At 70.6% G+C, this 25,126-nt stretch carries 21 protein-coding genes and 1 tRNA gene; 14 read left to right on the forward strand and 8 right to left on the reverse strand.

The window, feature by feature from the left end:
• Nucleotides 1–204: 204 nt before the first annotated feature.
• The 9 genes from CACI_RS00840 (at nt 205) to CACI_RS00880 (ending at nt 8,439) form a co-directional block, all read left to right on the forward strand.
• A tRNA-Gln gene (locus CACI_RS00840) sits at nt 205–276 on the forward strand.
• Between the two features lie 117 nt (nt 277–393).
• Nucleotides 394–1,920, forward strand: a complete 1,527-nt coding sequence (glmU, locus tag CACI_RS00845; protein WP_012784418.1) for a bifunctional UDP-N-acetylglucosamine diphosphorylase/glucosamine-1-phosphate N-acetyltransferase GlmU — start codon at nt 394–396, stop codon at nt 1,918–1,920.
• Nucleotides 1,921–1,982: 62 nt separating this feature from the next.
• Entirely contained in the window at nt 1,983–2,963 is a 981-nt protein-coding gene (locus CACI_RS00850) for a ribose-phosphate diphosphokinase (protein WP_012784419.1), read from the forward strand.
• A 263-nt stretch (nt 2,964–3,226) separates the two neighbouring features.
• Complete coding sequence (locus CACI_RS00855; RefSeq protein ID WP_012784420.1) at nt 3,227–3,850, forward strand: 50S ribosomal protein L25/general stress protein Ctc; 624 nt, start codon at nt 3,227–3,229, stop codon at nt 3,848–3,850.
• 28 nt (nt 3,851–3,878) lie between these two features.
• A complete protein-coding gene (gene pth, locus CACI_RS00860) occupies nt 3,879–4,475 on the forward strand; it encodes an aminoacyl-tRNA hydrolase (RefSeq protein WP_012784421.1) in 597 nt (198 codons plus the stop codon).
• Nucleotides 4,476–4,673: 198 nt separating this feature from the next.
• Nucleotides 4,674–5,642, forward strand: coding sequence for an ABC transporter ATP-binding protein (locus CACI_RS00865; RefSeq protein WP_012784422.1), 969 nt, complete (start codon nt 4,674–4,676; stop codon nt 5,640–5,642).
• Nucleotides 5,642–6,430 (forward strand): ABC transporter permease, encoded by a 789-nt coding sequence (locus CACI_RS00870; RefSeq protein ID WP_012784423.1) that lies wholly within the window; start codon nt 5,642–5,644, stop codon nt 6,428–6,430. Before CACI_RS00865 ends, CACI_RS00870 begins: the two co-directional genes overlap by 1 nt.
• A 16-nt stretch (nt 6,431–6,446) precedes the next feature.
• Entirely contained in the window at nt 6,447–7,742 is a 1,296-nt protein-coding gene (locus CACI_RS00875) for a sensor histidine kinase (protein WP_223297422.1), read from the forward strand.
• Nucleotides 7,743–7,770: 28 nt separating this feature from the next.
• The gene (locus CACI_RS00880) at nt 7,771–8,439 is read left to right on the forward strand and encodes a response regulator (RefSeq protein ID WP_012784425.1); all 669 of its coding nucleotides are present in this window, start codon (nt 7,771–7,773) and stop codon (nt 8,437–8,439) included.
• Nucleotides 8,440–8,462: 23 nt separating this feature from the next.
• Here CACI_RS00880 and CACI_RS00885 read toward each other — a convergent pair whose 3' ends face one another.
• The 3 genes from CACI_RS00885 to ppc form a co-directional block, all read right to left on the reverse strand.
• Complete coding sequence (locus CACI_RS00885) at nt 8,463–8,801, reverse strand: DUF1330 domain-containing protein (RefSeq protein ID WP_012784426.1); 339 nt, start codon at nt 8,799–8,801, stop codon at nt 8,463–8,465.
• A gap of 14 nt (nt 8,802–8,815) precedes the next feature.
• Entirely contained in the window at nt 8,816–9,058 is a 243-nt protein-coding gene (locus CACI_RS49475; protein WP_143765108.1) for a hypothetical protein, read from the reverse strand.
• A gap of 288 nt (nt 9,059–9,346) precedes the next feature.
• Nucleotides 9,347–12,169: a phosphoenolpyruvate carboxylase gene (gene ppc / locus CACI_RS00890; protein ID WP_012784428.1), complete on the reverse strand. Its 2,823-nt coding sequence runs from the start codon at nt 12,167–12,169 to the stop codon at nt 9,347–9,349.
• A gap of 171 nt (nt 12,170–12,340) precedes the next feature.
• On the opposite strand from ppc, the gene lepB reads away from it, so the two are divergent.
• The 4 genes from lepB to CACI_RS00910 all read left to right on the forward strand — a co-directional run bounded on the left by lepB (nt 12,341) and on the right by CACI_RS00910 (nt 16,747).
• Complete coding sequence (lepB, locus tag CACI_RS47355) at nt 12,341–13,369, forward strand: signal peptidase I (RefSeq protein ID WP_012784429.1); 1,029 nt, start codon at nt 12,341–12,343, stop codon at nt 13,367–13,369.
• 99 nt (nt 13,370–13,468) lie between these two features.
• Nucleotides 13,469–15,529 carry a phosphocholine-specific phospholipase C gene (locus tag CACI_RS00900; RefSeq protein ID WP_012784430.1) on the forward strand — a complete coding sequence of 687 codons (2,061 nt, stop codon included), beginning with the start codon at nt 13,469–13,471 and terminating at the stop codon, nt 15,527–15,529.
• A gap of 114 nt (nt 15,530–15,643) precedes the next feature.
• Entirely contained in the window at nt 15,644–15,976 is a 333-nt protein-coding gene (locus CACI_RS00905; protein WP_012784431.1) for a hypothetical protein, read from the forward strand.
• Between the two features lie 48 nt (nt 15,977–16,024).
• On the forward strand, nt 16,025–16,747 hold the full coding sequence (locus tag CACI_RS00910) for a hypothetical protein (protein WP_012784432.1): 723 nt from the start codon (nt 16,025–16,027) through the stop codon (nt 16,745–16,747).
• 480 nt (nt 16,748–17,227) lie between these two features.
• On the opposite strand, the gene CACI_RS00915 is transcribed toward CACI_RS00910, so the two are convergent.
• From CACI_RS00915 to CACI_RS00935, 5 genes are all read right to left on the reverse strand, one after another.
• A complete protein-coding gene (locus CACI_RS00915) occupies nt 17,228–17,773 on the reverse strand; it encodes a hypothetical protein (protein ID WP_012784433.1) in 546 nt (181 codons plus the stop codon).
• 406 nt (nt 17,774–18,179) lie between these two features.
• The gene (locus tag CACI_RS00920) at nt 18,180–18,626 is read right to left on the reverse strand and encodes a hypothetical protein (RefSeq protein WP_012784434.1); all 447 of its coding nucleotides are present in this window, start codon (nt 18,624–18,626) and stop codon (nt 18,180–18,182) included.
• Nucleotides 18,627–18,687: 61 nt separating this feature from the next.
• Nucleotides 18,688–19,353 (reverse strand): hypothetical protein, encoded by a 666-nt coding sequence (locus tag CACI_RS48895; protein ID WP_012784435.1) that lies wholly within the window; start codon nt 19,351–19,353, stop codon nt 18,688–18,690.
• 274 nt (nt 19,354–19,627) lie between these two features.
• Nucleotides 19,628–20,107: a carboxymuconolactone decarboxylase family protein gene (locus tag CACI_RS00930; protein WP_012784436.1), complete on the reverse strand. Its 480-nt coding sequence runs from the start codon at nt 20,105–20,107 to the stop codon at nt 19,628–19,630.
• Nucleotides 20,108–20,227: 120 nt separating this feature from the next.
• A complete protein-coding gene (locus tag CACI_RS00935) occupies nt 20,228–21,238 on the reverse strand; it encodes an SMI1/KNR4 family protein (RefSeq protein WP_012784437.1) in 1,011 nt (336 codons plus the stop codon).
• A 220-nt stretch (nt 21,239–21,458) separates the two neighbouring features.
• On the opposite strand from CACI_RS00935, the gene mfd reads away from it, so the two are divergent.
• Complete coding sequence (gene mfd, locus CACI_RS00940; protein WP_012784438.1) at nt 21,459–25,007, forward strand: transcription-repair coupling factor; 3,549 nt, start codon at nt 21,459–21,461, stop codon at nt 25,005–25,007.
• The last annotated feature ends 119 nt before the right edge of the window (nt 25,008–25,126 follow it).

Below are 25,126 nucleotides of genomic sequence, written 5' to 3' on the forward strand. Positions count from 1 at the left end.
AAGCGCCTTGCGGGCGTGGCGGATCGGGGAACTGACCGCAACCTACGCTGCCGTAGGTTGGGTTACAAGGATGACACGGCGGATGACGCCCGGATGTCGGGATGAAGTACGCGACTCGCCGTACTTCGTCACGACTTCGTCCCGGTTCCGGAGGGAAACCACGGCGCGCGGAGGACCTCGGATGTGGGAAACTGGCGACGACGATCCGCCATGGGGTAATTGGCAGCCCAGCAGACTTTGGATCTGTTTGTCCAGGTTCGAGTCCTGGTGGCGGAGCTCTGGAGGGCAGCGGGTGCTTGCTCGCAACCCCTCCCCACGATCGCTACCCTCCTAGAGAACCGCCGCCGCCGACGCGCGGCGCGCAGCACCGCACCGACGGCTAGGAGTCACTTCATGACCGACCAGCACGCGCCGACCGTCATCATCCTGGCCGCCGGCGAGGGCAAGCGGATGAAATCCGCGACGCCGAAGGTGCTGCACGAGCTGTGCGGGCGCACCATGCTCGGCCACGTGGTGGCCGCGGCGCAGGACCTGGCGCCCAGCCGGCTCGCGGTGGTCGTGGGCAAGGGCCGGGACCTGGTCGCGCCGCACGTCGCGGCGATCGCGCCGGAGGCCCGGATCGTCGTGCAGGAGCCGCAGAACGGGACCGGGCAGGCCGCGCGGCTGGCGCTGGAGGCCCTGGTCGCCGAGGGCGGCCCGGCCGAGGGCACGGTGCTGGTGCTGCTCGGCGACGGCGCCATGGTCACCGGCGGCACGCTGCGCCACCTGATCGCCGTGCACGAAAGTTCCGGCAACGCCGTCACCGACCTGACCGCGGTCGTGCCGGACCCGCGCGGCCTGGGCCGCATCCTGCGCGAGCCGGACGGCACGGCCGAGGGCCGGGTCCTGGGCATCGTGGAGGAGAAGGACTGCACGCCGGCGCAGGCCACCATCCCCGAGATCAACTCCGGCATCTTCGCCTTCGACGGCAAGCTCCTGCGCGACGCGCTCAGCCGGCTCACCACCGACAACGCGCAGGGCGAGGAGCTGCTCACCGACGTGCTGGCGATCGCCGTCGGCGACGGCCTGCCGGTCGGCGCCGTGGTCGCCGCGGACTACCACGAGGTGCTGGCCGCCAACGACCGCGCGCAGCTGGCCGACCTGCGGCGGCTGATGAACCAGCGGATCACCCGCCAGTGGATGCTCGAGGGCGTCACCATCGTGGACCCGGCGACCACCTGGATCGACGTGCACGCCACCTTGGAGCCGGACGCCACGATCCGTCCCAACACCCAGCTGGAGGGCGCGACCCGGATCGCCGCCGGGGCGGACGTCGGCCCGAACTGCACGCTGAGGGACACCGTCGTCGGCGAGCGCGCGCGGGTCACCAACGCCACCACCGACGGCGCCGAGATCGGCCCGGAGGCCAGCGTCGGGCCGTACACCTATCTGCGCCCGGGCACCAAGCTCGGCCGCAAGTCCAAGGCCGGCGGCTTCGTGGAGATGAAGAAGTCGACGATCGGCGAGGGCACGAAGGTCCCGCACCTGGCCTACATCGGCGACGCCACGATCGGCGCGGGCACCAACATCGGCGCCGGCGTCATCACCGCCAACTACGACGGCTACAACAAGTTCCCGACCCGCATCGGCGACCACGCCTTCGTCGGGACCAACACCACCCTGATCGCCCCGGCGGAGGTCGCCGACGGCGCGTACATCGCCGCGGGGTCGGCGGTGAACATGCCGGTGGGTCCCGGCGAACTGGCGGTGGCGCGCGGCCGGCAGCGCAACATCGCCGGGTACGTCGCGCGCAAGCGCCCGGACTCGGTGGCGGCGCAGGCCGCCGCGCGTGCCGCCGAGCGCGCCGCGGCCGGCGGGCAGCCAGCCGTTGAGACGAATCCCACAGGCGGCGGCCCTGGCGCGCAGGCGGACGCGGTCTGAACAGCTCGTGGCGTCTGAGAGTATGAAAGAGCTACGGCCCCTCGTCTCTTAGGAGAACAACCGTGACCGGCCTCAAGACCACCGGTGAGAAGAAGCTCATGCTTTTCACCGGACGCGCCTATCCCGAGCTGGCCCAGGAAGTCGCCGAAGAGCTGGGGGTCGAGATCGCCCCCATGAAGGCACACGACTTCGCCAACGGCGAGATCTACACCCGTTTCGAGGAGTCGGTGCGCGGCAGCGACGCCTTCGTGATCCAGTGCCACTCCGCGCCGATCAACCACTCCATCATGGAGCAGCTGATCATGGTGGACGCGCTGAAGCGGGCCTCCTCCAAGCGGATCACCGTCATCACGCCCTTCTACGGCTACGCGCGCCAGGACAAGAAGCACAAGGGCCGCGAGCCGATCTCGGCGCGTCTGATGGCCGACTTCTTCGCCACCGCCGGCGCCGACCGGCTGATGGCGGTGGACCTGCACACCGACCAGATCCAGGGCTACTTCGACGGCCCGGTGGACCACCTGTTCGCGCTGCCGGTGCTGGTGGACTACATCAAGGGCAAGTACGACACCTCCAAGCTCACGGTGGTCTCCCCCGACGCCGGCCGGGTGCGCACCGCCGACCGCTGGACCGACCGCCTGAACACGCCGCTGGCGATCGTGCACAAGCGCCGCGACCCCAACATCCCGAACACGGTCTCGGTCCACGAGATCGTCGGCGAGGTCAAGGGCCGCACCTGCGTACTGGTCGACGACATGGTCGACACCGCCGGCACCATCTGCGCCGCCGCCGAGGCGCTGTTCGAGAACGGCGCCGCCGAGGTCATCATCGCCGCGACGCACGCGGTGCTCTCCGACCCGGCGACCGACCGGCTGAAGAACTCGCGGATCAGCGAGGTGATCTTCACCAACACGCTGCCGATCCCGGACGAGAAGCGGTTCGACAAGATGACGGTGCTGTCGATCGCGCCGATGCTGGCCCGGGCGATCCGCGAGGTGTTCGAGGACGGCTCGGTCACGTCGATGTTCGACGACCACAAGCACTGAGATCACAAGCACTGAGACCGTGAGCGCTGAGATCACACGCACTGAGATCACAAGCGCTCGGGCCGCAGCACACTGAGGCACGCCGGCGCGCCGCCGGGCACGAGGGGCACCGGGCGCGCCGAGAACTTCACAACTTCCCGGCGGCAGTGCTCCGGACCGCGTGGTCCGGAGCACTGCCGCGCACGGGATAAGCTGGACCTTTGTCCGGCGAGGGCGGGGAGCCGAATCCCCGCCGTTATCGACGAAACAAGGAGAATCGCAAGATGTCCCAGATCCGCATAAGCGCAGAGGACCGCACCGAGTTCGGCAAGGGCTTCGCCCGCCGCGCCCGTGCCGTGAACAAGGTCCCCGCCGTCGTCTACGGCCACGGCGAGCCGGTGCGCCACATCCTGCTTCCGGGCCACGACCTGATGATCGCGCTGCGGACCCCGAACGTGCTGCTGAACCTGGAGTTCGGCGACGGCAAGGCCCAGCTGGTGCTGCCGAAGGACGTGCAGAAGGACCCGGTCAAGCGCACCCTGGAGCACGTGGACCTGGTGCTGGTGCGCAGCGGCGAGAAGGTCACCGTCGACATCCCGATCACCGTCACCGGCGAGGTCGTGGGCGGCGCGGTGCTGGACCACTCGCTGAACAACCTGACCGTGACCGCCGAGGCCACGCACATCCCGACCGGCATCGAGGTCGACGTGGACCGCAAGGAGGAGGGCTTCCAGCTCTTCGTCCGCGACCTGGAGCTGCCGGCCGGCTCCGAGCTGGTCACCGACGGCGACCAGCTGGTCCTGCAGGTCGTCGTGACCCGCGCCGAGGTCTCCGAGGAGGCCGCCGAGGGTGAGGGCGACGCCGAGGGCGAGGCCGCCGAGGGCGCGTCCGAGGAGTCGGCGGAGTAGGCACCCCAGCCCCGCTATCCTGGTCGACATGACCACCACCGAGGCCCGCGACCAGCTCTGGCTGATCGCGGGCCTCGGCAATCCCGGGCCCGGGTACGCCGGCAACCGGCACAACGCCGGCTTCATGGTCGTGGACCTGCTCGCCGCGCGCGTCGGCGGCAAGTTCAAGTCGCACAAGGCGCGGGCGGACGTCGTGGAGGGCCGGCTCGGGGTCGGCGGACCGCGCGTGGTCCTGGCCAAGCCGAAGACCTTCATGAACCTGTCCGGCGGCCCGGTGAAGGCGCTGCGCGACTTCTACAAGATCGAGCCGGCGCAGATCATCGCCGTGCACGACGAACTCGACGTGGACTACGGCGTGCTGCGCCTGAAGCTCGGCGGCGGCGACAACGGCCACAACGGGCTGCGCTCGATCACCTCCTCGCTGGGGACCAAGGAATACCACCGCGTGCGCTTCGGTGTCGGACGGCCGCCGGGGCGGCAGGATCCGGCGGACTTCGTCCTGAAGGACTTCTCCTCGACCGAGAAGAAGGACCTGGACTACAACGTGGACCGGGCCGCCGACGCGGTCGAGGACCTGATCCGCCGCGGGCTCGTCGAGGCGCAGAACATCTACCACGCGGCCTGACGGCTCTCCCCGGGCGTTCTCTTCCGGGGCCCTCGCGTATCCACCGGCATCCACCGGCATCCACCGATCGGTGGATGCCGCCCCTCCACCGCATCGGCACCCGGGACGAGCCCGCCGGTCGATCCGCCGGTGGGGGTCCCGGCGGAATCCTTGAACCAACGGCGGCGCAGGGTCGCCCGGGGGCAGGGAGTCCGGACGATGCCAGCGATCGAGGTGCGCGGCCTGCGGAAGGCCTACGGCGACGTAACCGCCGTGGAGGACGTCTCGTTCGAGGTCGCCGAAGGGGAGATCTTCGGGATCCTCGGGCCCAACGGCGCCGGGAAGACCACGACCGTGGAGTGTGTCAGCGGTCTGCGGACGCCCGACGCCGGCGAGGTCCGCGTGCTGGGTCTGGACCCGCGGCGCGATCGTGAGGACGTCCGCCAGGTGCTCGGCGTGCAGCTGCAGGAGAGCCAGCTGCCGGGCAAGATCCATGTGCGCGAGGCGCTGGAGCTGTACGCGTCCTTTTACCGGGACCCGGCCGACGTGGACCGGCTGCTGGCGCAGTGGGAGCTGACGGAGAAGGCCGGCGCCCGCTTCGGCAAGCTGTCCGGCGGCCAGAAGCAGCGGCTGGCCGTGGCGCTGGCGATGGTCGGCAAGCCGCGGGTGGTCGTGCTGGACGAGCTGACCACCGGTCTGGACCCGCACGCGCGGCGCACCGCCTGGGAGATGGTCCAGGCCGTCCGGGACTCCGGCGTCACCGTCCTGCTGGTCACGCACTTCATGGAAGAGGCCGAGCGGCTCTGCGACCGGGTCGCGATCATCGACGCCGGCCGCGTGGTCGCCCTGGACACCCCGGCCGCGATGGCCGCGCGGGGTCCGGCAGCCGGCCAGCGGATGCGGTTCCGGCCCTCGGCGCCGGTCGAGGACGCGGACCTGCTCGCGTTGCCCGAGGTCCGCAGCGTCGAGCGGCACGGCGCGCATCTGGAAGTGAGCGGGACCTCGGAAGTCATCGGGGCGGTCACCGCGTACCTCGCGCGGCGCCAGATCATCGCCGCCGAGCTGCGCGTCGAGCAGAGCAGCCTCGACGACGCGTTCATCGCGTTGACGACGCACGCGACCACCACGACCCATGCCGCGCAGACCATGCAGACGGCGCAGACCGCGCAGACCGCCAAGGAGTCCTGATGAGCACCGCGACCTTCTCTTCCCGCTCCTCCCGTCTGCTGCCCGAATTCCGGATGACCGGCAACGGGTTCCGCACCCTGGTGCGCACCCAGGCCCGGCTGCTGTGGCGGGAACCGGCGGTGGTGTTGTCGGGAATCGCCTTGCCGGTCCTGCTGATCATCGTCTTCGGCTGCATCCCTTCGTTCGGGAAGCCGGCGGCCTCGCTCGGCGGCAGGACGACGATGGACGTCTACGTCCCGACCTTCGCGATGCTCTCCTCGGTGCTGACCGCCCTCACCGCTCTGCCGGTGACCTTCGCGGACCTGCGGGAGCGGGGCGTGCTGCGGCGTCTGGCGGTCTCGCCGGTCCCTGCCGCCGGGCTGCTCGCGGCACAGGTGACGGTGATCGCCACGACCGCCGCGGTGACGGCGGCCTCGGTGGTGCTGATCGGCGTGGCCGGGTTCGGCGCCTCGCTGCCGGCGCACCTGGCGCTGGTGCTGGCGTCCTACATCCTGGGGACCACCGCGCTGCTGGCGATCGGGCTGCTGATCGCGGCGCTCGCGCCGTCGGCCGGGGTGGCGACCGGGTTCGGTGTGCCTACGATGATCCTGAACTTCTTCTTCGCGGGCGTCTACGTCCCGCTCCAGCAGCTGCCCTCGGTGCTGCGCACGGCCAGCGGGTTCGTGCCGTACGGCGCGATCGTGGACACCTGGTCCGGCACCGGCGCGGCGTGGCAGCATCTGACGGTGCTCGCGGTGTACACCGTCGTCGGCGCGCTGGCTGCGGCCCGCGTGTTCAAGTGGGAATAGAGGGGACGCGGCGGTGGTGGAATCGGCGACGGTCCAGCGGTGGATCCCGTACGCGGGCCTGGCGGTCTCCCTGACTCTGGCCCTCATCATCGGTCCCCGGACCGGGGTGTACTACACCGTGGTCCTCGGGGGCTCCGCGGCTGCGGCGCTGTGGGTCCGGCGCGGGCGGGCGCTGCTGGACGCGCCGAACCCGCCGGTGCTGCGCGCGACGGTCTACTACGCGGTCCTGCTGGCGCTGCTCGCGACGCTGATCCTGACCAGCCCGCTGTTCGGCTTCTTCGGCTTCACCGGCTACCTGCACGCGATGGTCTTGCCGGGACGGACCAAGCTCTTCGGGATCGCGGGAACCGCCGGCGCCATGGCGACCACGCAGATGGGCGGCATCGTCAACATCCACGGCGCCGGCGTCTATCTCTACCTGGTGCTGGTCGCGGTCAACCTGCTCATCGCCGGCACGTTGACGGTCACCGGCGCGGCCGAGGAGGAGCACCGGCGCGAGCTGGCCGAGGCGAACGAGCGGCTGCACGAGATGCTCGAGGAGAACGCGGGACTGCACGCGCAGTTGGTCGCGCAGGCTCGGGAGGCCGGGGTGCTCGACGAACGCCAGCGGCTCGCGGGGGAGATCCACGACACCATCGCGCAGGGACTCACGGGGATCGTGCGGCAGCTGGAGGTCGTGGAGCGGTTCGACGACGACGTGGAGCGCCGGAAGCATCACCTGACGCTGGCCCGGGAACTGGCGCGCGAGAGCCTGGCCGAGGCACGCCGGTCGGTCCAGGCGCTGCGGCCGGGACCGCTGGCCGTGGCGCAGCTGCCGGAGGCGCTGGCGGAGCTGGCGGCGTCGTGGTCGCGGACGGCGGGGATCGAGGCGCGGGTGGAGGTTTCCGGGGAGGCTGTCGCGCTCTCGCCGGAGGTGGAGGTGGCGCTGTTCCGGGCGGCGCAGGAAGCGTTGGCCAACGCCGGGAAGTATTCGGGGGCGGGGCGTGTGGGGGTCACGGTGTCCTACACGAGCGATGTCGTGGTTCTGGACGTGGTGGACGACGGCGCGGGGTTCGACCCCGAAGAGGTGCGGAGGCGTGGCGCCGACAGCGCGTCGGAGAACGGGACGGGCTACGGATTGAGCGCGATGCGGTCGCGGCTTCGGCAGGTCGGCGGGACGCTCACTATCGAGAGCGAGCCTGGGGACGGCACAGCCATCAGCGCCGCGGTGCCCTTGGTGACGCTGGCGGCGGAGACGGCTTCGGCGGGGGCGAGCGCGAGAGCGAGCACCGGAGCCGTGGCGGAGGCGGTGACGGAGGCGGTGACGGGGTGAACGGTTCCGGCCGGGGTCTGGTCGCGAGATGATTGATCGCGTGTCCGGTGATTCGAGTCCTCTCCGCCTGCTGATCGTGGACGACCATCCGATCGTCCGCGACGGGCTGCGCGGCGTCTTCGACGGCGAGGACGGCTTCGAGGTCGTCGGCGAGGCTTCCGATGGCGCGCAGGCTTTGGTGCGGGCGGCAGAGTCGGGACCCGACGTGGTCCTGATGGACCTGCGCATGCCGACGATGGGTGGCGTCGAGGCGATTAGGCGGCTGCGGGTGGAGCAGCCGGCTGTCAGGGTCCTGGTACTCACGACCTATGACACCGAGTCCGATGTGCTGCCCGCGATCGAGGCCGGTGCGACCGGCTATCTGTTGAAGGACGCGCCGCGCGAGGATCTCATCCGGGCCGTTCGGGCTGCGGCGGCGGGGCAGCCGGTCCTGGCGCCGACTGTGGCGCAGCGGCTGATGACTCGCGTTCAGACGCCTCTGGCGGAGCCCGCGCCGCCCGGTGACGCGCTGACCGAGCGGGAGTTGGAAGTTCTTCGGCTCGTCGCCTCCGGCACCACCAACCGCGAGACCGCGCGCAAGCTGTTCATCAGTGAGGCCACGGTCAAGACGCATCTGCTGCACGCCTACGCCAAGTTCGGCGTTCGCGACCGCGCCGCGGCGGTCGCCGAAGCCTATAAGCGCGGCTTGCTGAAGTAGGTCGGAGGCAGGGTAGGCAGGGCTCAGAGGAGCTTCGCCAGCTTCGCGGCGGTCGCCCCGACGTTGTAGTCCGCCGGCAGGGTGTCGAAGACCACGATGTCGGCCGCCATGTGGTCGGTCCGCAGGTTTTTGATGGCCCGGTATTCCGGCGATGTCCACCAGCTGTGGACTGCGTCCAGGGTGGGGAACTCGATGAGGATGAGGTCGCCCGTCCAGGCGCCTTCTACGACTTCCTTCTCACCCCCGTGGAAGGCGAAGCGGCCGCCGAAGGGGTCCATGGTGCCCTGGATACGCTCCAGGTACTCCACGATGTCGGCGCAGAGCTCGACGGAACGGACGTGGGCGAGTGCGTAGGCGGTCATCTCGGTGGTCTCCTCTAGCTGTCGTATTCGCTGACGAGATCAAGGTTCTCAGGGTGGTGACACCTGGCGCGATTACTTCCCAGGTAATAGATTCCTAGATCACGGGGCGGGCCAAAACAGTGCTTAACCTGGGAGTTGTGGATGTCGTCGATGGGAATGGTCCTGAACGCCTTCATCGCCGCCGCGGTGGGCGGGATCTGTTTGTCGGGACTGTTCAAGCGCGGCAGGGAGCGTCGGGTGGCGCGGATCAGCGGCACGGCCGACCGATACGAAGCACCTGTGAGGTAACCGGGACGACACCGGCCGCACGGGCCACACAGACCGCCGAGAGCCACCGGACTCTCGCGCACCACAGACACAGACACAGACCATCGGGAGCCCTGACCAAGCTCTCGCGAACCAACTACATAGACCAGCGGGAGCCCTGACCAGACTCCCGCGAATTGCACAGACCACCGAAAAACACAGACCAACGAAAAACACAGTGGGCGGCGTCGCGAAGACGCCGCCCACTGTCGTGTCGCCGGTCGTGGCGACGGTGCCGGTCAGCCGGTGTTCTTCAACCCGGCGGCGATGCCGTTCACCGACAGCAGCAGCGCGCGGGCCAGGTCCGGGTCCACCGGCAGACCCGCCTTCGTCGCCTCGCGCTGGCGCTTGAGCAGCGAGACCTGCATGTACGAGATCGGGTCCAGGTACATGTCGCGGACGCGCAGGGTGCGGGCCAGCGTCTCGTTGCGGCCGAGGAGTTCGGACTCGCCGGTGATGCGCAGCACCTCGGCGACCGTGCGCTCGTACTCCTCGGTGATGGTGTCGAAGAAGTGGTGCAGCTCGCGCGGGACCAGGGTCTCCACGTAGTGCCGGGCGATCCGCAGGTCGGTCTTGGCCAGCGTCATCGAGACGTTGCCCAGGAAGTTGCGGAAGAAGTGCCAGCGCTCGTACATGTCCTGCCAGTCCGTGCCGGCGAACGCGGGGTTCTGCCGGGCGGCGGCCAGGCCGGTGCCGACGCCGAACCAGCCGGGCACGATCTGCCGCGACTGCGTCCAGCCGAAGACCCACGGGATCGCGCGCAGGCCGTCGATGCCGGCCGAGGTGTCCGGACGGCGCGAGGGCCGGGACCCCAGGTGCAGGTCGCCGAGCAGGTCCACCGGGGTCGAGGCGAAGAAGTACGCCGGCAGGTCCGGGTGCTCGACCAGCTCCCGGTAACGGTCCTGGCCCGCCGAGGAGACCCCCTCCATGGTCGCCGACCAGGTCGCCAGGTCCTCCGCGGACTGGCGCGGCGCGCGGTGCAGCACCGTGGCCTCCAGCGTCGCGGCGAGCGTCAGCTCCAGGTTCTCCCGCGCCAGCGCCGGGATCGCGTACTTGTCGGAGATGACCTCGCCCTGCTCGGTCACCTTGATCTCGCCGTCGAGCGTGCCCCAGGGCTGAGCGAGGATCGCGTCGTGCGACGGACCGCCGCCGCGTCCGACGCTGCCGCCGCGGCCGTGGAACAGCCGGATGCGGATGCCGTGGCGCAGCGCGGTGTCGCGCAGTTCGCGCTGCGCGCGGTGGATCTCCCACTGCGAGGTGGAGATCCCGCCCATCTTGTTGGAGTCGCTGTAGCCGAGCATGACCTCCTGCACGCCGCCGCGCGCCGCGACGATCGCCGCGTAGGAGGGGTCGGACAGCATCTCGTCCAGGATCGACCCGGCGATCTTCAGCTCGTCCGGGGTCTCCAGCAGCGGGACGAAGCCGATGGCCGCGGTGTGCGCGTGCACGTCCACCAGACCGGCCTCGCGCGCCAGCACGACCGCGGCGAACAGGTCGTCCACGCCGCGGGTCATCGAGACGATGTAGGACTCGATGACGTCCGGGCCGTACTTCTCGAACGCGGTGCGGATCGCGGTGAACACCCCGAAGCTCTTGACGCCGGCGGCGTCCAGCAGGGTGTCGGCCGGGACCTGTCCGAGCGCGGACAGCGGACGGGAGGAGGCCAGCTCCTTGGCCAGCAGCCGGGTCCGGTAGTCGCGCGGGAGGTCGGAGTAGCGCCAGGGCTGGTCGCCGAGCCGGTCGAAGAGCTGCGCCAGCACGTGGTGGTGGGCGTCGGCGTGCTCGCGCACGTCCAGGACCGCGTGGTGCAGCCCGAAGGCGGCGATGGTGCGGATCGCGGTCTCCAGCTCGCCGGTGGCGATCAGCTCGCCGCGGTCGGCGTAGAGCGAGTCGCGCATCAGGCTCAGGTCGCGCAGCAGCTCGGAGGTGCCGAGGTAGTCCCGGCGCGGGTCGTGCTGGCGGCCCTCGGCGATGCGGGTGCGGGTGTTGAGGAGCTTCTGCCGGATCGTCGTCGCCTTGAGGCGGTATGGCTCCTCGGCGTTGAGCCGCCGGTAGCGGTTCGGGATCTCCGGCAGCGCCTCGAGGTCGGCGTCCAGCGAGGCCCGCAGCGCCTCGGTCGGGGCGGCGATCCGCTCGGAGGTGGACAGGATCTCGCGCAGGGCGTCCATGGACGCCAGCGCGGTGCGGATGGCGTGCTCGTGCTGGAGCTCCAGCACGTCCAGGGTCATCTGCGGCGTGACGTTCGGGTTGCCGTCGCGGTCGCCGCCGATCCAGGAGCCGAAGCTCAGCGGCCGGGCCGACAGCGGCAGCTCGACGCCCAGGCGCCGCAGCTCCACCGCCAGCTCCTCCAGGACCTCCGGCGCGGCGTGCGCGGCGAGCTCGTCGAGGTAGTAGACGGCGTTGCGCGCCTCGTCCACCGGCTCGGGCCGGGTGATGCGGATCTCGTCGGTCTGCCACAGCTGCTCGACGGTCTCGGCCAGACGGCGCTCGTTGTAAGCGGTCTGCGGCGCCTCGAGCAGCTCGGCGACCTTGCGCAGCTTGGCGAGCACGGTGCGGCGCGCGGCCTCGGTCGGGTGCGCGGTGAAGACCGGGCGGACCGACAGGTGCGACACCGCCTCGGCGGCCGTGCCGGCCAGGCCCGCGGCCTGGATCCGGTCCACCGCCTGGCCCAGCCAGGAGCCCTCGGCGGCCCGGGTGGCGGCCAGCTCCCGGCCGCGGTGGACCTGCTCGGCGGTGTTGGCGAGGTTGAAGTAGGCGGTGAACGCGCGGACCAGCTTGATGGCCTGCTCGGGGTCCACCGCGGCGAGCAGCTCGGACACGTCGGCGCCCTGCTTGCCCAGCGCGCGGATGGCCTCGACCTGCTCCAGCAGCTCCGGACCGTGCTGGCGGACCAGGGTCTGGCCCAGCAGGTCCCCCAACCGGCGGATCGCGGCGCGCAGCTCGGCGTCGTCGGCGGTGCGCGGGGGGTTGTCGTTCGCGGTGTCGTTCGCGCGAGCGGTCGGGCTGTCTGTCGGGGTCTCTACGGCGGCGTCGTCGTTCTTGGGCGACGGTACGGCGGACACAAGAGCCTCCTGTTACCTGGCTGGATCGTCCCGATTGCTGCCCACTCTAAGCTGGGGCGCAGCTCTTGCCGATCTCCTGTCCGGCCACTGGACTCAACCACCTGCTCTTCCTTGGCCCGCGGATCGGCCATAAGGTGAACCGATAACCCAGGACTGGAAACGGGGGCGCACGTGGCCGCTACTGATCCCGGCGCGCCCGTGGGCTCCCAGCCCGCGGAACCGCCTTTCGGCGACGGCTACGGGACGACCGGGAACGGTTACGGACAGCAGCACGGTTTCGGTACCGAGAACGGCTATGGCACCGAGAACGGCTACGGCGCCGAGAACGGCTACGGCTCCGCGCCCGGATTCGCCTCCGAGAACGGCTACAGCCAGGACCAGGGCTACGCCTCCGAGCACGCTTTCGGTACCCAGAACGGCTACGACCCGGTCGCCGGCGACGGTTCCGCCGCCACTGACCCCGCCACCGACCCGGACGCCGCCGACGAGGAGCTCGCAGCCGTCCCGAGCCGCGGCGGCGGCCGCCGCGCGGCACGCACCAAGGCGAAGCGGCGCCGCATCCCGGCGTGGCTGGAGATCGTCGGCTACGTGGTCATCTCGCTCACGCTGACCTCGCTGATCAAGACCTTCCTGGTCCAGATGTATTACATCCCCTCGCCGTCGATGGAGCCCACGACGTACAAGGGCGACCGGGTCTTCGTCGACAAGCTGTCCAGCTGGGTCGGCGGCGCGCCGGCGCGCGGGCAGGTCATCGTCTTCCACGACCCGCACAACTGGCTGATGAGCTCGGCCGGCAGCACCGGCGGCGCGATCAACCTGCCGGACGTCCTGGCCGCCGTCGGCATCCTGCCCGACCAGCACGACGACCTGCTCATCAAGCGGATCATCGGTACCGGCGGGGACACCATCGAGTGCAAGACGCAGGACGGACCGGTGTACCGCAACGGCGTGGCGCTGGACGAGTCCTCGTACATCATGAACGGCAAGCAGGGGATGCCCTGCTACAACGGCGTCTACAAGGTGACGGTCCCGCAGGGCGACCTGTGGGTGCTCGGCGACAACCGCGAGCACTCCGGCGACTCCTCGTGGAACTACCTGAAGAAGGGCGGCGACGCGGGCTTCGTGCCGACCAAGAACGTGGTCGGACACGTGGTCGGTGTCGTGTCCTGGCTTCGCGACGATCATCCCGCGGGTTCGTGAGTCTTTAGGCGAAGTTTTCCTTTGCGGTTATTGAGTGTTCGTCCCAGTCTGCGGACACTTTGGGAGCCCTCCCCTTGACCCGCAAGGAGCACCGCCCCCATGACCGCAGTGAATCGTCGCCGGTTCCTCCAGATCACCGGCGGCACCGCCGCCGCGACCTCGATGCCCATGCTCACCGCGAGCATCGCCCGCGCCGCCGCGGTGCGGCCCGCCCGCCGGACGGGAACCATCAAAGACATCGAGCACGTGGTGATCCTGATGCAGGAGAACCGCAGCTTCGACCACTACTTCGGGACGCTGCGCGGGGTGCGCGGCTTCGGCGACCCGCGGCCGGCACGGCTGCCGAACGGCAAGGCGGTCTGGCACCAGGCCGACGCCGCCGGAAACGAGATCCTGCCCTGGCGCCCGACCGGCGTCCCGGATTTGGGCCTGAAGTTCCTGGACGGTCTGGACCACAGCTGGAACGGCGGCCACCACGCCTGGAACCAGGGGAACTACGACCAGTGGGTCCCGGCCAAGGGCCCGGGGACGATGGCTCACTTCGAGCGCCAGGACATCCCGTTCCACTTCGCGCTGGCCGACGCCTTCACAGTCTGCGACGCCTATCACTGCTCGCTGATGACCTCGACCGACCCGAACCGCTACTACCTGTGGACCGGCTTCACGGGCAACGACGGCAAGGCCGGCGGACCGGTCCTGGACAACGCCGAGGCCGGCTACGACTGGACCACCTACCCCGAGCGGCTGCAGGCCGCCGGCGTCTCCTGGAAGATCTACCAGGACATCGGCACCGGTCTGGACGCGAAGGGCTCCTGGGGCTGGACCGACGACGCCTACATCGGCAACTACGGCGACACCTCGGTGCTGTACTTCCACCAGTATCAGAACGCGAAGCCCGGCGACCCGCTCTACGACAACGCGCGCACCGGCACCAACGCCGCGGCCGGGCAGGGCTACTTCGACCTGCTGGCGCAGGACGTGAAGAACGGCAAGCTGCCGCAGGTCTCCTGGATCACCGCGCCGGAGGCGTTCAGCGAGCACCCGAACTGGCCGGTGAACTACGGCGCCTGGTACGTCTCGCAGGTCCTGGACATCCTGTCCTCGGACGAGGACCTGTGGAGCAAGACCGCGCTGTTCATCATGTACGACGAGAACGACGGCTTCTTCGACCACGTGGTCCCGCCGTTCGTGCCGGGCGGCGCGGTCGGCGGCGCCTCCACGGTCGACACCTCCACCGAGTACTACTCCGCCGGCGCCGGCTTCGATGCCGGGTCCTACGGCCTGGGCCTGCGCGTGCCGATGTTCGTGGTCTCGCCCTGGAGCAAGGGCGGCTGGGTGGACTCCGAGACCTTCGACCACACCTCGGTGATCCGCTTCCTGGAGAAGCGTTTCGGCGTGCACGAGCCCAACATCTCGCCGTGGCGCCGTGCCGTCTGCGGCGACCTGACCAGCGCCTTCGACTTCGGTCTGCGCGAGACCGAGGTCCCGGCGCTGCCGAGCACCGCCTCCTACGTCCCGCCGGACCACGCACGCCACTCCAGCTACCCCGTGACCCTGCCGGCGAGCGCGTCGTTGCCGAAGCAGGAGGCCGGCCGGCGCCCCGCCCGCGCGTTGCCGTACGACCTGGCGGCGGACGGCCGGATCGCGGGCGGGGCGCTGCGGATCGGCTTCGCCAGCCGTGGCAGCGCGGGCGCGAGCTTCGTGGTGACCTCGATCCTGGACAAGACCGGACCGTGGAGCTACACGGTCGGCGCGGGCCACACCCTCGACGGCTCGTGGAAGCTGTCGGGCGCGTATGACTACGACGTGCGCGGTGCCAACGGCTTCCTGCGCGAGTTCAAGGGCGACGCCGCCAAGGCCGGGCTCGAAGTCGTCGCCGAGCACGTCGGGAACAGCCAGAACCTGAAGCTGACGCTGACCAACACCGGCTCCGCCGACGTCACCGCGACCGTCGTCGACTCCTACGGCTGCGACGGCAAGGCGGTCCTGCGGGTGCGGGCCGGCAAGCACGCGACGCACGTCGTGCCGGCGGGCGCCTCCGACGGTTGGTACGACGCCACGGTCACCTCCGACCACGACGCCGCGTACGTGCGGCGCTTCGCCGGCCACACCGAGAACGGCCGGCCGAGCGTGAGCGACCCGGCGATCATCACGGGCTGACGGGCTCGGCCAGCTGACCGGCTCGGTTCCACCGGCGCCCCGGGGATCTTCCCCGGGGCGTTTACGCATCCCTTATTGATCGAGGGCTTACCGCGCGGCCGACACCATCGACGCATGAAGTCGAGAATCGCTTCGGCCCTGGCCGTCCTGGCCTGCGTGGGCGCCCTGGCGGCGTGCTCGGGCAAAGGCTCGGCCGGCTCGGGCGGAACCGCCCCGGCCGGCGCGGGCGTGGCAGCCTCCACGTCGAGCTCCGCCTCCAGCCCCAGCTCCGCCTCCACCTCCAGCGCGCCCGCGAGCGGCGGCTCGAGTGCATCCCAGAGCACTGGCTCGCACGGGGTGACGGAGGACCCGGACGGCGACCTGACATCGCTCGACCAGGAGCTGTCCGACATCAACGGCGCGTTGAGCTCGGCCGAGCCGACGCAGACCGCCGGCGACAACGGCTGACCTGACGAACTCATCCCTGACGAACTCATCCCTCAAGGAGTGACCATCATGACTCTGCGCACCCGTTTGAGCGCCGCCGCTGTCGGCGCCCTCATCGCCGTCGGCGCGGTCGCCCTGCCCGCGCAGGCCGCCACCGCCTCCGACCCCGCCGCCGGGCTGGCCAAGGCCAAGGCCGCGGTCACCGAGGGCATCACCGACCGGCTGACCACGCTGGGCCATCTGCAGACCGCGCTGACCGGCTACAAAGAGGTGACCGACGCCGCGCGCGGCACGCTCACCCAGGTGCTCTCCTCCGACGTCAGCGGTCTGACCGCGCTGAAGACGAAGGTCGCCGCGGAGACGACCGAGGCCGCGGTCCGCACCGACGGCAAGACGATGGTCGACGACTACCGCGTCTACGTCCTGGTCGCGCCGAAGGTCCACCTCACCCACGCGCTGGACGTCGAGGGCGCCGCACTGGCGAAGCTGGTGAAGGTCCACGACGCCCTGGCCGACCGCCTCGCCAAGGACCCAACCGCGAACACCGCCGCGAACAAGGCCCTCCTGGCAGACATGACCTCGCAGATCCAGTCCGCCACCACCGCGATCGCCGGCAAGGACGCCGCCCTCCTGGCACTCCAGCCCACTCCGGACGGCAAGGCCCTGACCGCGTCGGTGAAGGCGATCAGCGCCCCGGCGAAGGACGCCCGCGACGACATCAAGAAGGCCGTCGACGACGCCAAGAAGGTGCGCGACGCCCTGAAGGGCACCAAGACCACCACGAAGAGCTGACGCCGCGCCGGGTCGGGACGCCCGGCGCGCGGTGACGCCACAGCGGCGAGGCCAGAACGGTGAGGCCAGAACGGCAGCGCCAGAACGGTGAGGCCAGAACGGCGGCGCCAGAACGGTGACGCCAGAACGGCAGCGCCAAAACGGCAATGCAAGTGGTGGCGCAAATGGTGGCGCTAGCGCGGCGGCGCCAGTGCGGTGAGGCCGAGCGGCGGCGCCGTTGCGAAGACACCTGAGTCAGCGAGCTGAGTGCCGACTCCGCCGGACCTCCGGCCGGCGTGCGGCGGTACCGGCGCAAGCGAAAGGCCCGCGGGACGCGTCCCGCGGGCCTTTCCAAGCGTTTTGGATCACTCCGGCGAGCGATGCGGGCTGGTGCCCGACTGGGCGGCGAAGGTGATCAGGCCTCGCCGTCGCCCGCCGGTGCGTGCCGGAGCGGACTCCGGCACGCGCCACACTTTCGTGCGGATGGCCCTGGGGCTCGGCTCAGCCGCCGAGGTTCAGGCCGCCCTTGCCCAGCAGGCCCGAGGACCCGATCAGGCCGCCGGCGCCGGCACCGGCGCCGTTGTTCTGCGAGCCCGCGCCGTCGCCGGTGGAGTGCGAGCTGCTGCTGTCGCCCGCGCCCACGCTGCCGCGGCTGTTGTTGCCGGCCTGCGACGAACCCTGGTTCGAGGTGCAGGAGTTGTCGTTGACGTCGGTGTCGATGTTGCCGTTGCTGAGCACGTTCAGGTGGGTGTGCTCCAGCAGGTGGTTCAGGCCGACGCCGATCGGCACCAGGCCGACCAGGCTCTGGACGTTCAGGTCCGGCACGGTGTTGTGCGCCAGGCAGCCCAGGTTCGGGGAGACGTTGACGTTGTTCAGCGCGTTGACCGGGATGAGGCCGCCCTGGCCGACGTTGTTGTCGCCGGTCTTGTGGTGCTCGGCGCCGCCGTTCCAGGCGTCGTCGGCCGCCGCGGAGGCGATGCCGGCCATGCCCACGACACCCGCGCTGGCCAGCGCGGCGATAACGGTGGCGTTCTTCAGAAATGCCATGGTGATCGTTCTTCCTTGTCGATGTGGATCGATGGTGACCTGACGGGCGAGAATTCCGAAGCCCGCCACCTTGTTGCTGTGAACCATACTGCCATTCGCGAAGAATCGTATATCAAGTCGGGAGGCGCGCGGCCCAAGACACTGACGAGTGATTGATCGGACGTCATTCTTCGTACTTTCCACGATGACTGCTCAGGGCATCTGAACTGGTCAGATGAACTGTAGACATCTCACTGGACAGGCGGCTCGCAGCGGTCTGAGGGTGGCTGGACGACGATATTCCGTCTTGTCTGACCCGTACGGGTCACGACGGTTCATCGACGACCGACCGTTTCTCTGTGACTAACGAATCGCCCGACAAAATGTAATGGGCTGTCGGTGTGGAATGTGGATCGGAACTCGGCGTTCAGAAGGTGGCCTGAACGCCCGCCACGGACACGTCGCGAAGGATCCCGAAACCGCTTCCCGCGGAGCCCGCGTTCTTACACGGTGTGGAGGGCGCCGCCCAGGATCCCGAAGGGTCGTCCGTGGTGATCGGCGCGATACACAGGTCGCTCAGAACGCGCACCCCTCCGCCGGCGCGGCCGTGGCCGCAGGCGTGGGAGGCGGTCGGTAAGGGATCCGCGGCCAGCGGTCCGGCGAAGTGCAGCGGGGCGACACACCAGTCGTCGGCGAGTTCCAACGCGTTCTCGACAGCCAGGACGCCCGGCGTCGGGCTTGCCTGGGGCGCTGTCGGGCGCGAAGGAGTCGTCGTCTTGGTGGTCGTCGCCGCGGCGGTGCCGGCCGAGGCCAGAACGCCACCGAGCGTGGCAGCGGTCGCGGCCGCCGCCGTGAAGATCGCCCGGGTACGCAACGTGCTACTCCCTTGACTTCGAAGCGCGGGCCCGGCGGTGAACCGGGCCCACACCGTGGTGCTAGAGCAGGCCGCCCGCGACGCTGCCGAGGATCGGCAGGCCGGCGACGGCGTTGCCGGCCGCCGGGGCCGCCTGGGTGGCGGCGTCCGGCTCAGCCGACCAGCCGTGCTCGTGGCCCGGGGGGCACGGGTTCGGGGTCGGGGGCGGGCACGGCACCGGCGGCGGGGGCATGACCGGCGGGCACGGGGGCGGCGGCGGAGGCGTGACCGGCGGGCACGGCGGCGGCGGACACGGCTGCGTCACCGGCGGCGGGGGCGGCGGCGTCGGGTGGGTCGGCGGCGTCGGCGGCTTCGGGTGGTGGTGGTGGACCGGCTTGCAGACCTCGGTGCACGGCGACGGCGAGCCCATCGGCGGCGGCGGCGGGGTCATGACCGGCGGCGGGCCGGGAACCGGGGGCGTCATCATGTCGCCCTCGCCGGCGCACAGCTTCTGCACCAGGTCGGCGTCGATCTGACCGGTGCGCACGTTGTCGCGCTGCATGCCGCACAGACCCATGACGTCGTGGTCGCCGAACGGCGCCGCGTGCATCGCCAGCGGGCTGGTCGCCTGCCAGGGCGCCGCACGCAGGCTGTCGGTGCTCGTGGCCGCGCTGGCGGCGCCGGCGGCTGCGAACAGCGCCCCGCCGGAAGACAAAGCCACTACGGCGAGGGACAGATATTTGCGCATCGCCGACTCCTCTCATCGCGTTTCATGAATGGGGAACTGGCCCCTCAACGCCACGGAAGATCGGCAGGTCACGCGGAAGACAGCATTCGGGTGGCGTGCCGGAGTACTTAACAAAAAGCAGGGCACCGGCCGTCCCAGGTGGGACGCCGGTGCCAGGGGTCTGACAAGGGAAGGACGAGGCGGCGCTTTTCCCATGCCAGCGGCGCCGATTCCGGGGCGGCGCGACCGGTGACGGCGGTCTTGTCGGCGGATGCGCCGGGCTCGGGCGGCGGGGTTACTCGGCGTCGTCGAACTGGCCGGGCACGTAGTCCCCGGCCGGCTGCTTGACCATGACGTTGCCGCGGTTGAAGGCGTTGATCAGCGCGATCTGCGCCACCAGCGTGGCGAGCTGGTCCTCGTCGAAGTGCTTGGCGGCGGCGTCCCACACCTCGTCGGCGACGCCGGTGCCGTCGGCCAGCCGGGTGCCGGCCTCGGTCAGCTCCAGCGCGGCGCGCTCGGCTTCGGTGTAGCAGGCGGCCTCGCGCCAGGCGGCGACCATGTTCAGCCGCTCCGCTGTTTCGCCGGCGGCCGTGGCGTCCTTGGTGTGCATGTCCAGGCAGAAGCCGCAGCCGTTGATCTGGCTGGCGCGGATCTCGACCAGGTGCAGGGTCGCGACCGGGACGCCGGCCTCGCGCAGGACGCGGCCCGCGGCGATCAGGTACTTGCCGAACTTGGCGCCGGTCGGGGTGGCGAAGGTGTTCAGACGGGCTTCCATGGTGCACTCCCTGCGTTGATCGGGCTGGGTACACCACTGGGACGGGACAGCCCAGGCTCCCGTGACACGGCCGGCTGTGAGCTGTGTCACGGGTCTGCTGTGCGGCGGGTGCTGTGTGCGTCAGCGCCGCGGCGCCTTCAGCCCTTCCGGCAGCGCCGCACCGAGGTGCTCGATGTCGGTGATCGACTTGGCGTGCCCGGAGTCCACCGCGGAGCGCGCGATGTCCACGATCTGCTGCGGCAGCGCGACCAGGTGCCGGGCGAAGTCGTCGAAGTCGCTGCCGATCTTCTTCAGCAGCTCGGCGCACACGCTGCCGGCGTCGCGGCTCTCCGAATCGCGCGGGTCGTCGTCGTCGAACAGCCAGACCGAGCCGGCCTCGGCGCCGCGGATCTTCAGCGCCAGCATGCCGCCCTGGACGTAGCCGATGCCGAGGTACTCCTCGGTGAACCGGTCGTACAGCGCCTGGTTGGCGTAGACCAGGTCCTGGTGCGGGTCCTCGCGGCGCAGCCCGAACATCCACTGGTCGGCGACGAAGCCGCCGGCCAGGTTCACCGCCGGGCTGATCGGCCGGCCGCCGTCGGTGCCGGCCAGGAAGCGCCGGTAGGACGGCGGCAGCGCGAAGCCCAGGTGCTGCTCCAGCTGCGCCATCGCGTCCTCGGGCACCGAGCCGCTGCGCTCGAAGGCGACCGGCTCCAGCATGCCCTCGGTGAACAGCCCCGAGCGGCCGCGGTCGGCCTTCAGCGTGGCCATGCCGCCGTGGTGCCGGAAGGCGCCGTGCAGCTCGATCGGCACGCAGTGCAGCATGCGCGACTCCGCGGCGTGTGCCCAGGTCCAGCCCTGCGGCGTGGCGGTGTTCGGCCGGGTCTGCCACAGCGGGTCCCCGGCGTCGGCGGCCAGCAGGTTGGCGGCGATGACGTCGGTGACCCGGATCTCGTCCACGGACAGGCCGGAGGGCGGGTCCGCGATCTGCACCGTGTGGCGGGCGTAGACGGCGAACTCCGGGTAGCCGTGCATGGTCAGGTAGATGCCGTGCGGGAACTTGCGGTCGAGTTCGGGGTCGCTGAACTCGATGATCCGTCCGGCGAACTGGCCGTTCGGTATGCCGTGCCGCTGTGCGGATGCCTGTGCCATGTGAGGTCTCGCTCCGGCCTTATCACTTCTGTAGGGTCCGGTAGAAAGGTACCGGCTCCACACCGGTGGAGGGTATGTCGCCTGACCAGGTCGCCCCACCGAGGTGGATTTCGCCCGGATTGGTCCCCCCTCGAGCGTCGGCGGTCAGGCGTACCCTGGGGGATATCCCGACGCCGACACATGGCTTCGGGCTGTTCGTCGTGCGCGAAGGGTGGCCCTTGTGAGCCTGTCCGGACTTCTTGACGCCGTATCCGCCGACCCGGGGGTCGCCGCGCTGCTGGAAGCGGCCGCGACCGCCGGGCGTACCTCCTTCGACCTGGCCGCGCCCCGCTCGGTCCGGCCGTTCGCGCTGGCCGCGCTGGCCCGCGCGCAAGGCCCGGCGGGCCGTCCGGTGCTGGCCGTGACCGCCACCGGCCGCGAGGCCGAGGACCTGGTCGCCGCGCTGCGCGGGCTGCTGGACCCCGAGACGGTCGTGGACTTCCCGTCCTGGGAGACGCTGCCGCACGAGCGGCTCTCGCCGCGCAGCGACACCGTCGGGCGCCGGCTGGCCGTGCTGCGCCGCCTGGTCCACCCCGACGCCGCCACCGAGGGCGCCGGCGCCCTGAAGGTGGTCGTGGCGCCGATCCGCTCGGTGCTGCAGCCACAGGTCAAGGGCCTGGCCGACCTGGTCCCGGTGGCGGCGCGCACCGGCGCGGAGATCGATCTGGACGACCTGGTGAACCGGCTCGCCGCCGCCGCGTACACCCGGACGGACCTGGTGGACAAGCGCGGCGAGTTCGCGGTCCGCGGCGGCATCGTCGACGTCTTCCCGCCGACCGAGGAGCACCCGCTGCGGCTGGAGTTCTGGGGCGACCAGATCGAGGAGATCCGCTACTTCAAGGTCGCCGACCAGCGCTCGCTGGAGGTCGCCGAGCACGGGCTGTGGGCGCCGCCGTGCCGCGAGCTGCTGCTCACCGACGAGGTCCGCAAGCGGGCCGCGGCGCTGATGGAGGACCACCCGGAGCTGGCCGACATCCTCGGGAAGGTCTCCGAGGGCATCGGCGTGGAGGGGATGGAGTCGCTGGCGCCGGTGCTGGTCGACGACATGGAGCTCTTGATCGACCTGCTGCCGGCCGGCTCGCCGATCGTGCTCTGCGACCCCGAGCGGGTGCGGACCCGCGCCGCCGACCTGGCCGCCACCTCCGCGGAGTTCCTGGACGCCTCCTGGGCCGCCACCGCCGGCGGCGGGCAGACCCCGATCGACCTCGGCGCGGCCTCGCTGAAGGACCTCGCCTCGGTCCGCGAGCACGCCATCACCCTGGGCCTGCCCTGGTGGTCGCTGACGCCCTTCGCCCCGGACCTGGAGCTGCTGCCGGAGGAGGACGCCACCGAGATCAGCGAGATCCACGACACCGAGCAGTACGGCGGCGACACCGGCCGCGCGCTCGCCGACGTCCGGGCCCGCATCTCCGAGGGCTGGCGGGTGGTGCTGGTCACCCAAGGCCACGGCTCGGCCGACCGCCTCGTCGAGGTGTTGAAGGGCGCTGACATCGGCGCGCGCTACGTCCCGGAGCTGGACACCGTCCCGGAACCGGCGCTGGCGACCGTGGCCACCGCCAGCATCGAGCACGGCTTCATCGCCGCGGACCTCAAGCTCTGGGTGATCACCGAGCAGGACGTCTCCGGGCAGCGCACGGCGACCAAGGACATGTCCCGCATGCCCTCCCGGCGCCGCAACGTCATCGACCCGCTGCAGCTCAAGGCCGGGGACCCGGTCGTGCACGAGCAGCACGGCGTGGGCCGCTACGTGGAGATGGCGCAGCGCACCGTCGCCGGCGCGACCCGCGAGTACCTGGTGATCGAGTACGCCGCGGCCAAGCGCGGCCAGCCCGGCGACCGGCTGTTCGTCCCCACCGACCAGCTGGACCAGGTCACCAAGTACGTCGGCGGCGAGGCGCCCTCGCTGCACCGGCTCGGCGGCGCGGACTGGCAGAAGGCGAAGTCCCGGGCCCGCAAGGCGGTCAAGCAGATCGCCGGGGACCTGGTGAAGCTGTACAGCGCGCGGATGGCCGCGCCGGGGCACGCCTTCGCCGCGGACACGCCGTGGCAGCGCGAGCTGGAGGACGCCTTCCCCTACGTGGAGACGCCGGACCAGCTGGCGTGCATCGACGAGGTGAAGTCCGACATGGAGAAGCCGGTCCCGATGGACCGGCTGATCTGCGGCGACGTCGGCTACGGCAAGACCGAGATCGCGGTGCGCGCGGCGTTCAAGGCGGTGCAGGACGGCAAGCAGGTGGCGGTGCTGGTGCCGACCACGCTGCTGGTGCAGCAGCACTTCTCGACGTTCGCCGAGCGGTACGCGCAGTTCCCGGTGACCCTCAAGGGCCTGTCCCGGTTCCAGACCGACAAGGAGGCCGCCGAGGTGCTGCGCGGCGTGGCCGACGGCTCGGTCGACGTCGTCATCGGCACGCACCGGCTGCTGGCGAACTCGGTGAAGTTCAAGCGCCTCGGCCTGGTGATCGTCGACGAGGAGCAGCGCTTCGGCGTCGAGCACAAGGAGCAGCTGAAGCAGGCGCGGGCCAACGTGGACGTGCTGACCATGTCCGCCACGCCGATCCCGCGCACCCTGGAGATGGCGGTCACCGGCATCCGGGAGATGTCCACGATCCAGACCCCGCCGGAGGAGCGGCACCCGGTGCTGACCTTCGTCGGGCCGTACGAGGAGCGGCAGATCTCCGCCGCGATCCGCCGCGAGCTGCTGCGCGAGGGGCAAGCGTTCTACATCCACAACCGGGTGGAGTCCATCGACCGCGCGGCCTCGCGGCTGCGCGCGCTGGTGCCCGAGGCGCGGATCGCGACCGCGCACGGCCAGATGAACGAGCATGTGCTGGAGAAGCTGATCGTCGACTTCTGGAACAAGGAGTACGACGTCCTGGTCTGCACCACGATCGTGGAGTCCGGCATCGACATCACCAATGCCAACACCCTGATCGTCGAGCGCGCCGACAACTTCGGCCTGTCCCAGCTGCACCAGCTGCGCGGCCGGGTCGGGCGCGGGCGCGAGCGCGCGTACTCCTACTTCACCTACCCGCCGGAGAAGCCGCTGACCGAGACCGCGCACGAGCGCCTGGCGACCATCGCGCAGCACACCGACCTCGGCGCCGGCATGTACGTGGCGATGAAGGACCTGGAGATCCGCGGCGCCGGCAACCTCCTGGGCGGCGAGCAGTCCGGGCACATCGAGGGCGTCGGCTTCGACCTCTACATCCGCATGGTCGGCGAGGCGGTCGAGGAGTACCGCGCGCAGGCCGAGGGCCGCGAGGTCGAGGAGCAGGTGGAGATCCGCGTGGACCTGCCGGTCGACGCGCACCTGCCGCACGACTACATCCCGGGCGAGCGGCTGCGGCTGGAGGCGTACAAGCGCATCGCCGGCGCCACCACCCACGAGGAGCTCGCCGAGGTCCGCCAGGAGTTCACGGACCGCTACGGACGTTTTCCACAGCCTGTGGAAAACCTCCTCGCGGTCGCGGCGTTCCGCATCGACGCGCGCGCGGCCGGGCTCACCGAGGTCGCGGTCCAGGGCAACTTCGTGAAGTTCGGCCCGGTGAAGCTGCGCGAGTCCCAGGAGATGCGGCTGCTGCGCCTGTTCCCGAAGACCCTGGTGAAGGCGGCCACCGACACCATGCTGGTCCCCAAGCCGATGACCGCGCGGATCGGCGGGCAGCCGCTGCGCGACCAGGAACTGCTGGGCTGGGCCCGGGACCTGATCGACGCGGTGCTGAAGATGTAGTCCGGTGCCGAAGCCCGAGTCCCGGGCTGTCGGTGGCGCCTGGTTGACTCTCTTGCGAATGATTCGCAGCTGCGACTAACTTGCAAGAAGAGTCGGCGACAGGGGACGCGAGTGGACGC

The sequence above is a fragment of the Catenulispora acidiphila DSM 44928 genome, from assembly GCF_000024025.1.
Taxonomy (GTDB): Bacteria; Actinomycetota; Actinomycetes; order Streptomycetales; family Catenulisporaceae; genus Catenulispora; species Catenulispora acidiphila.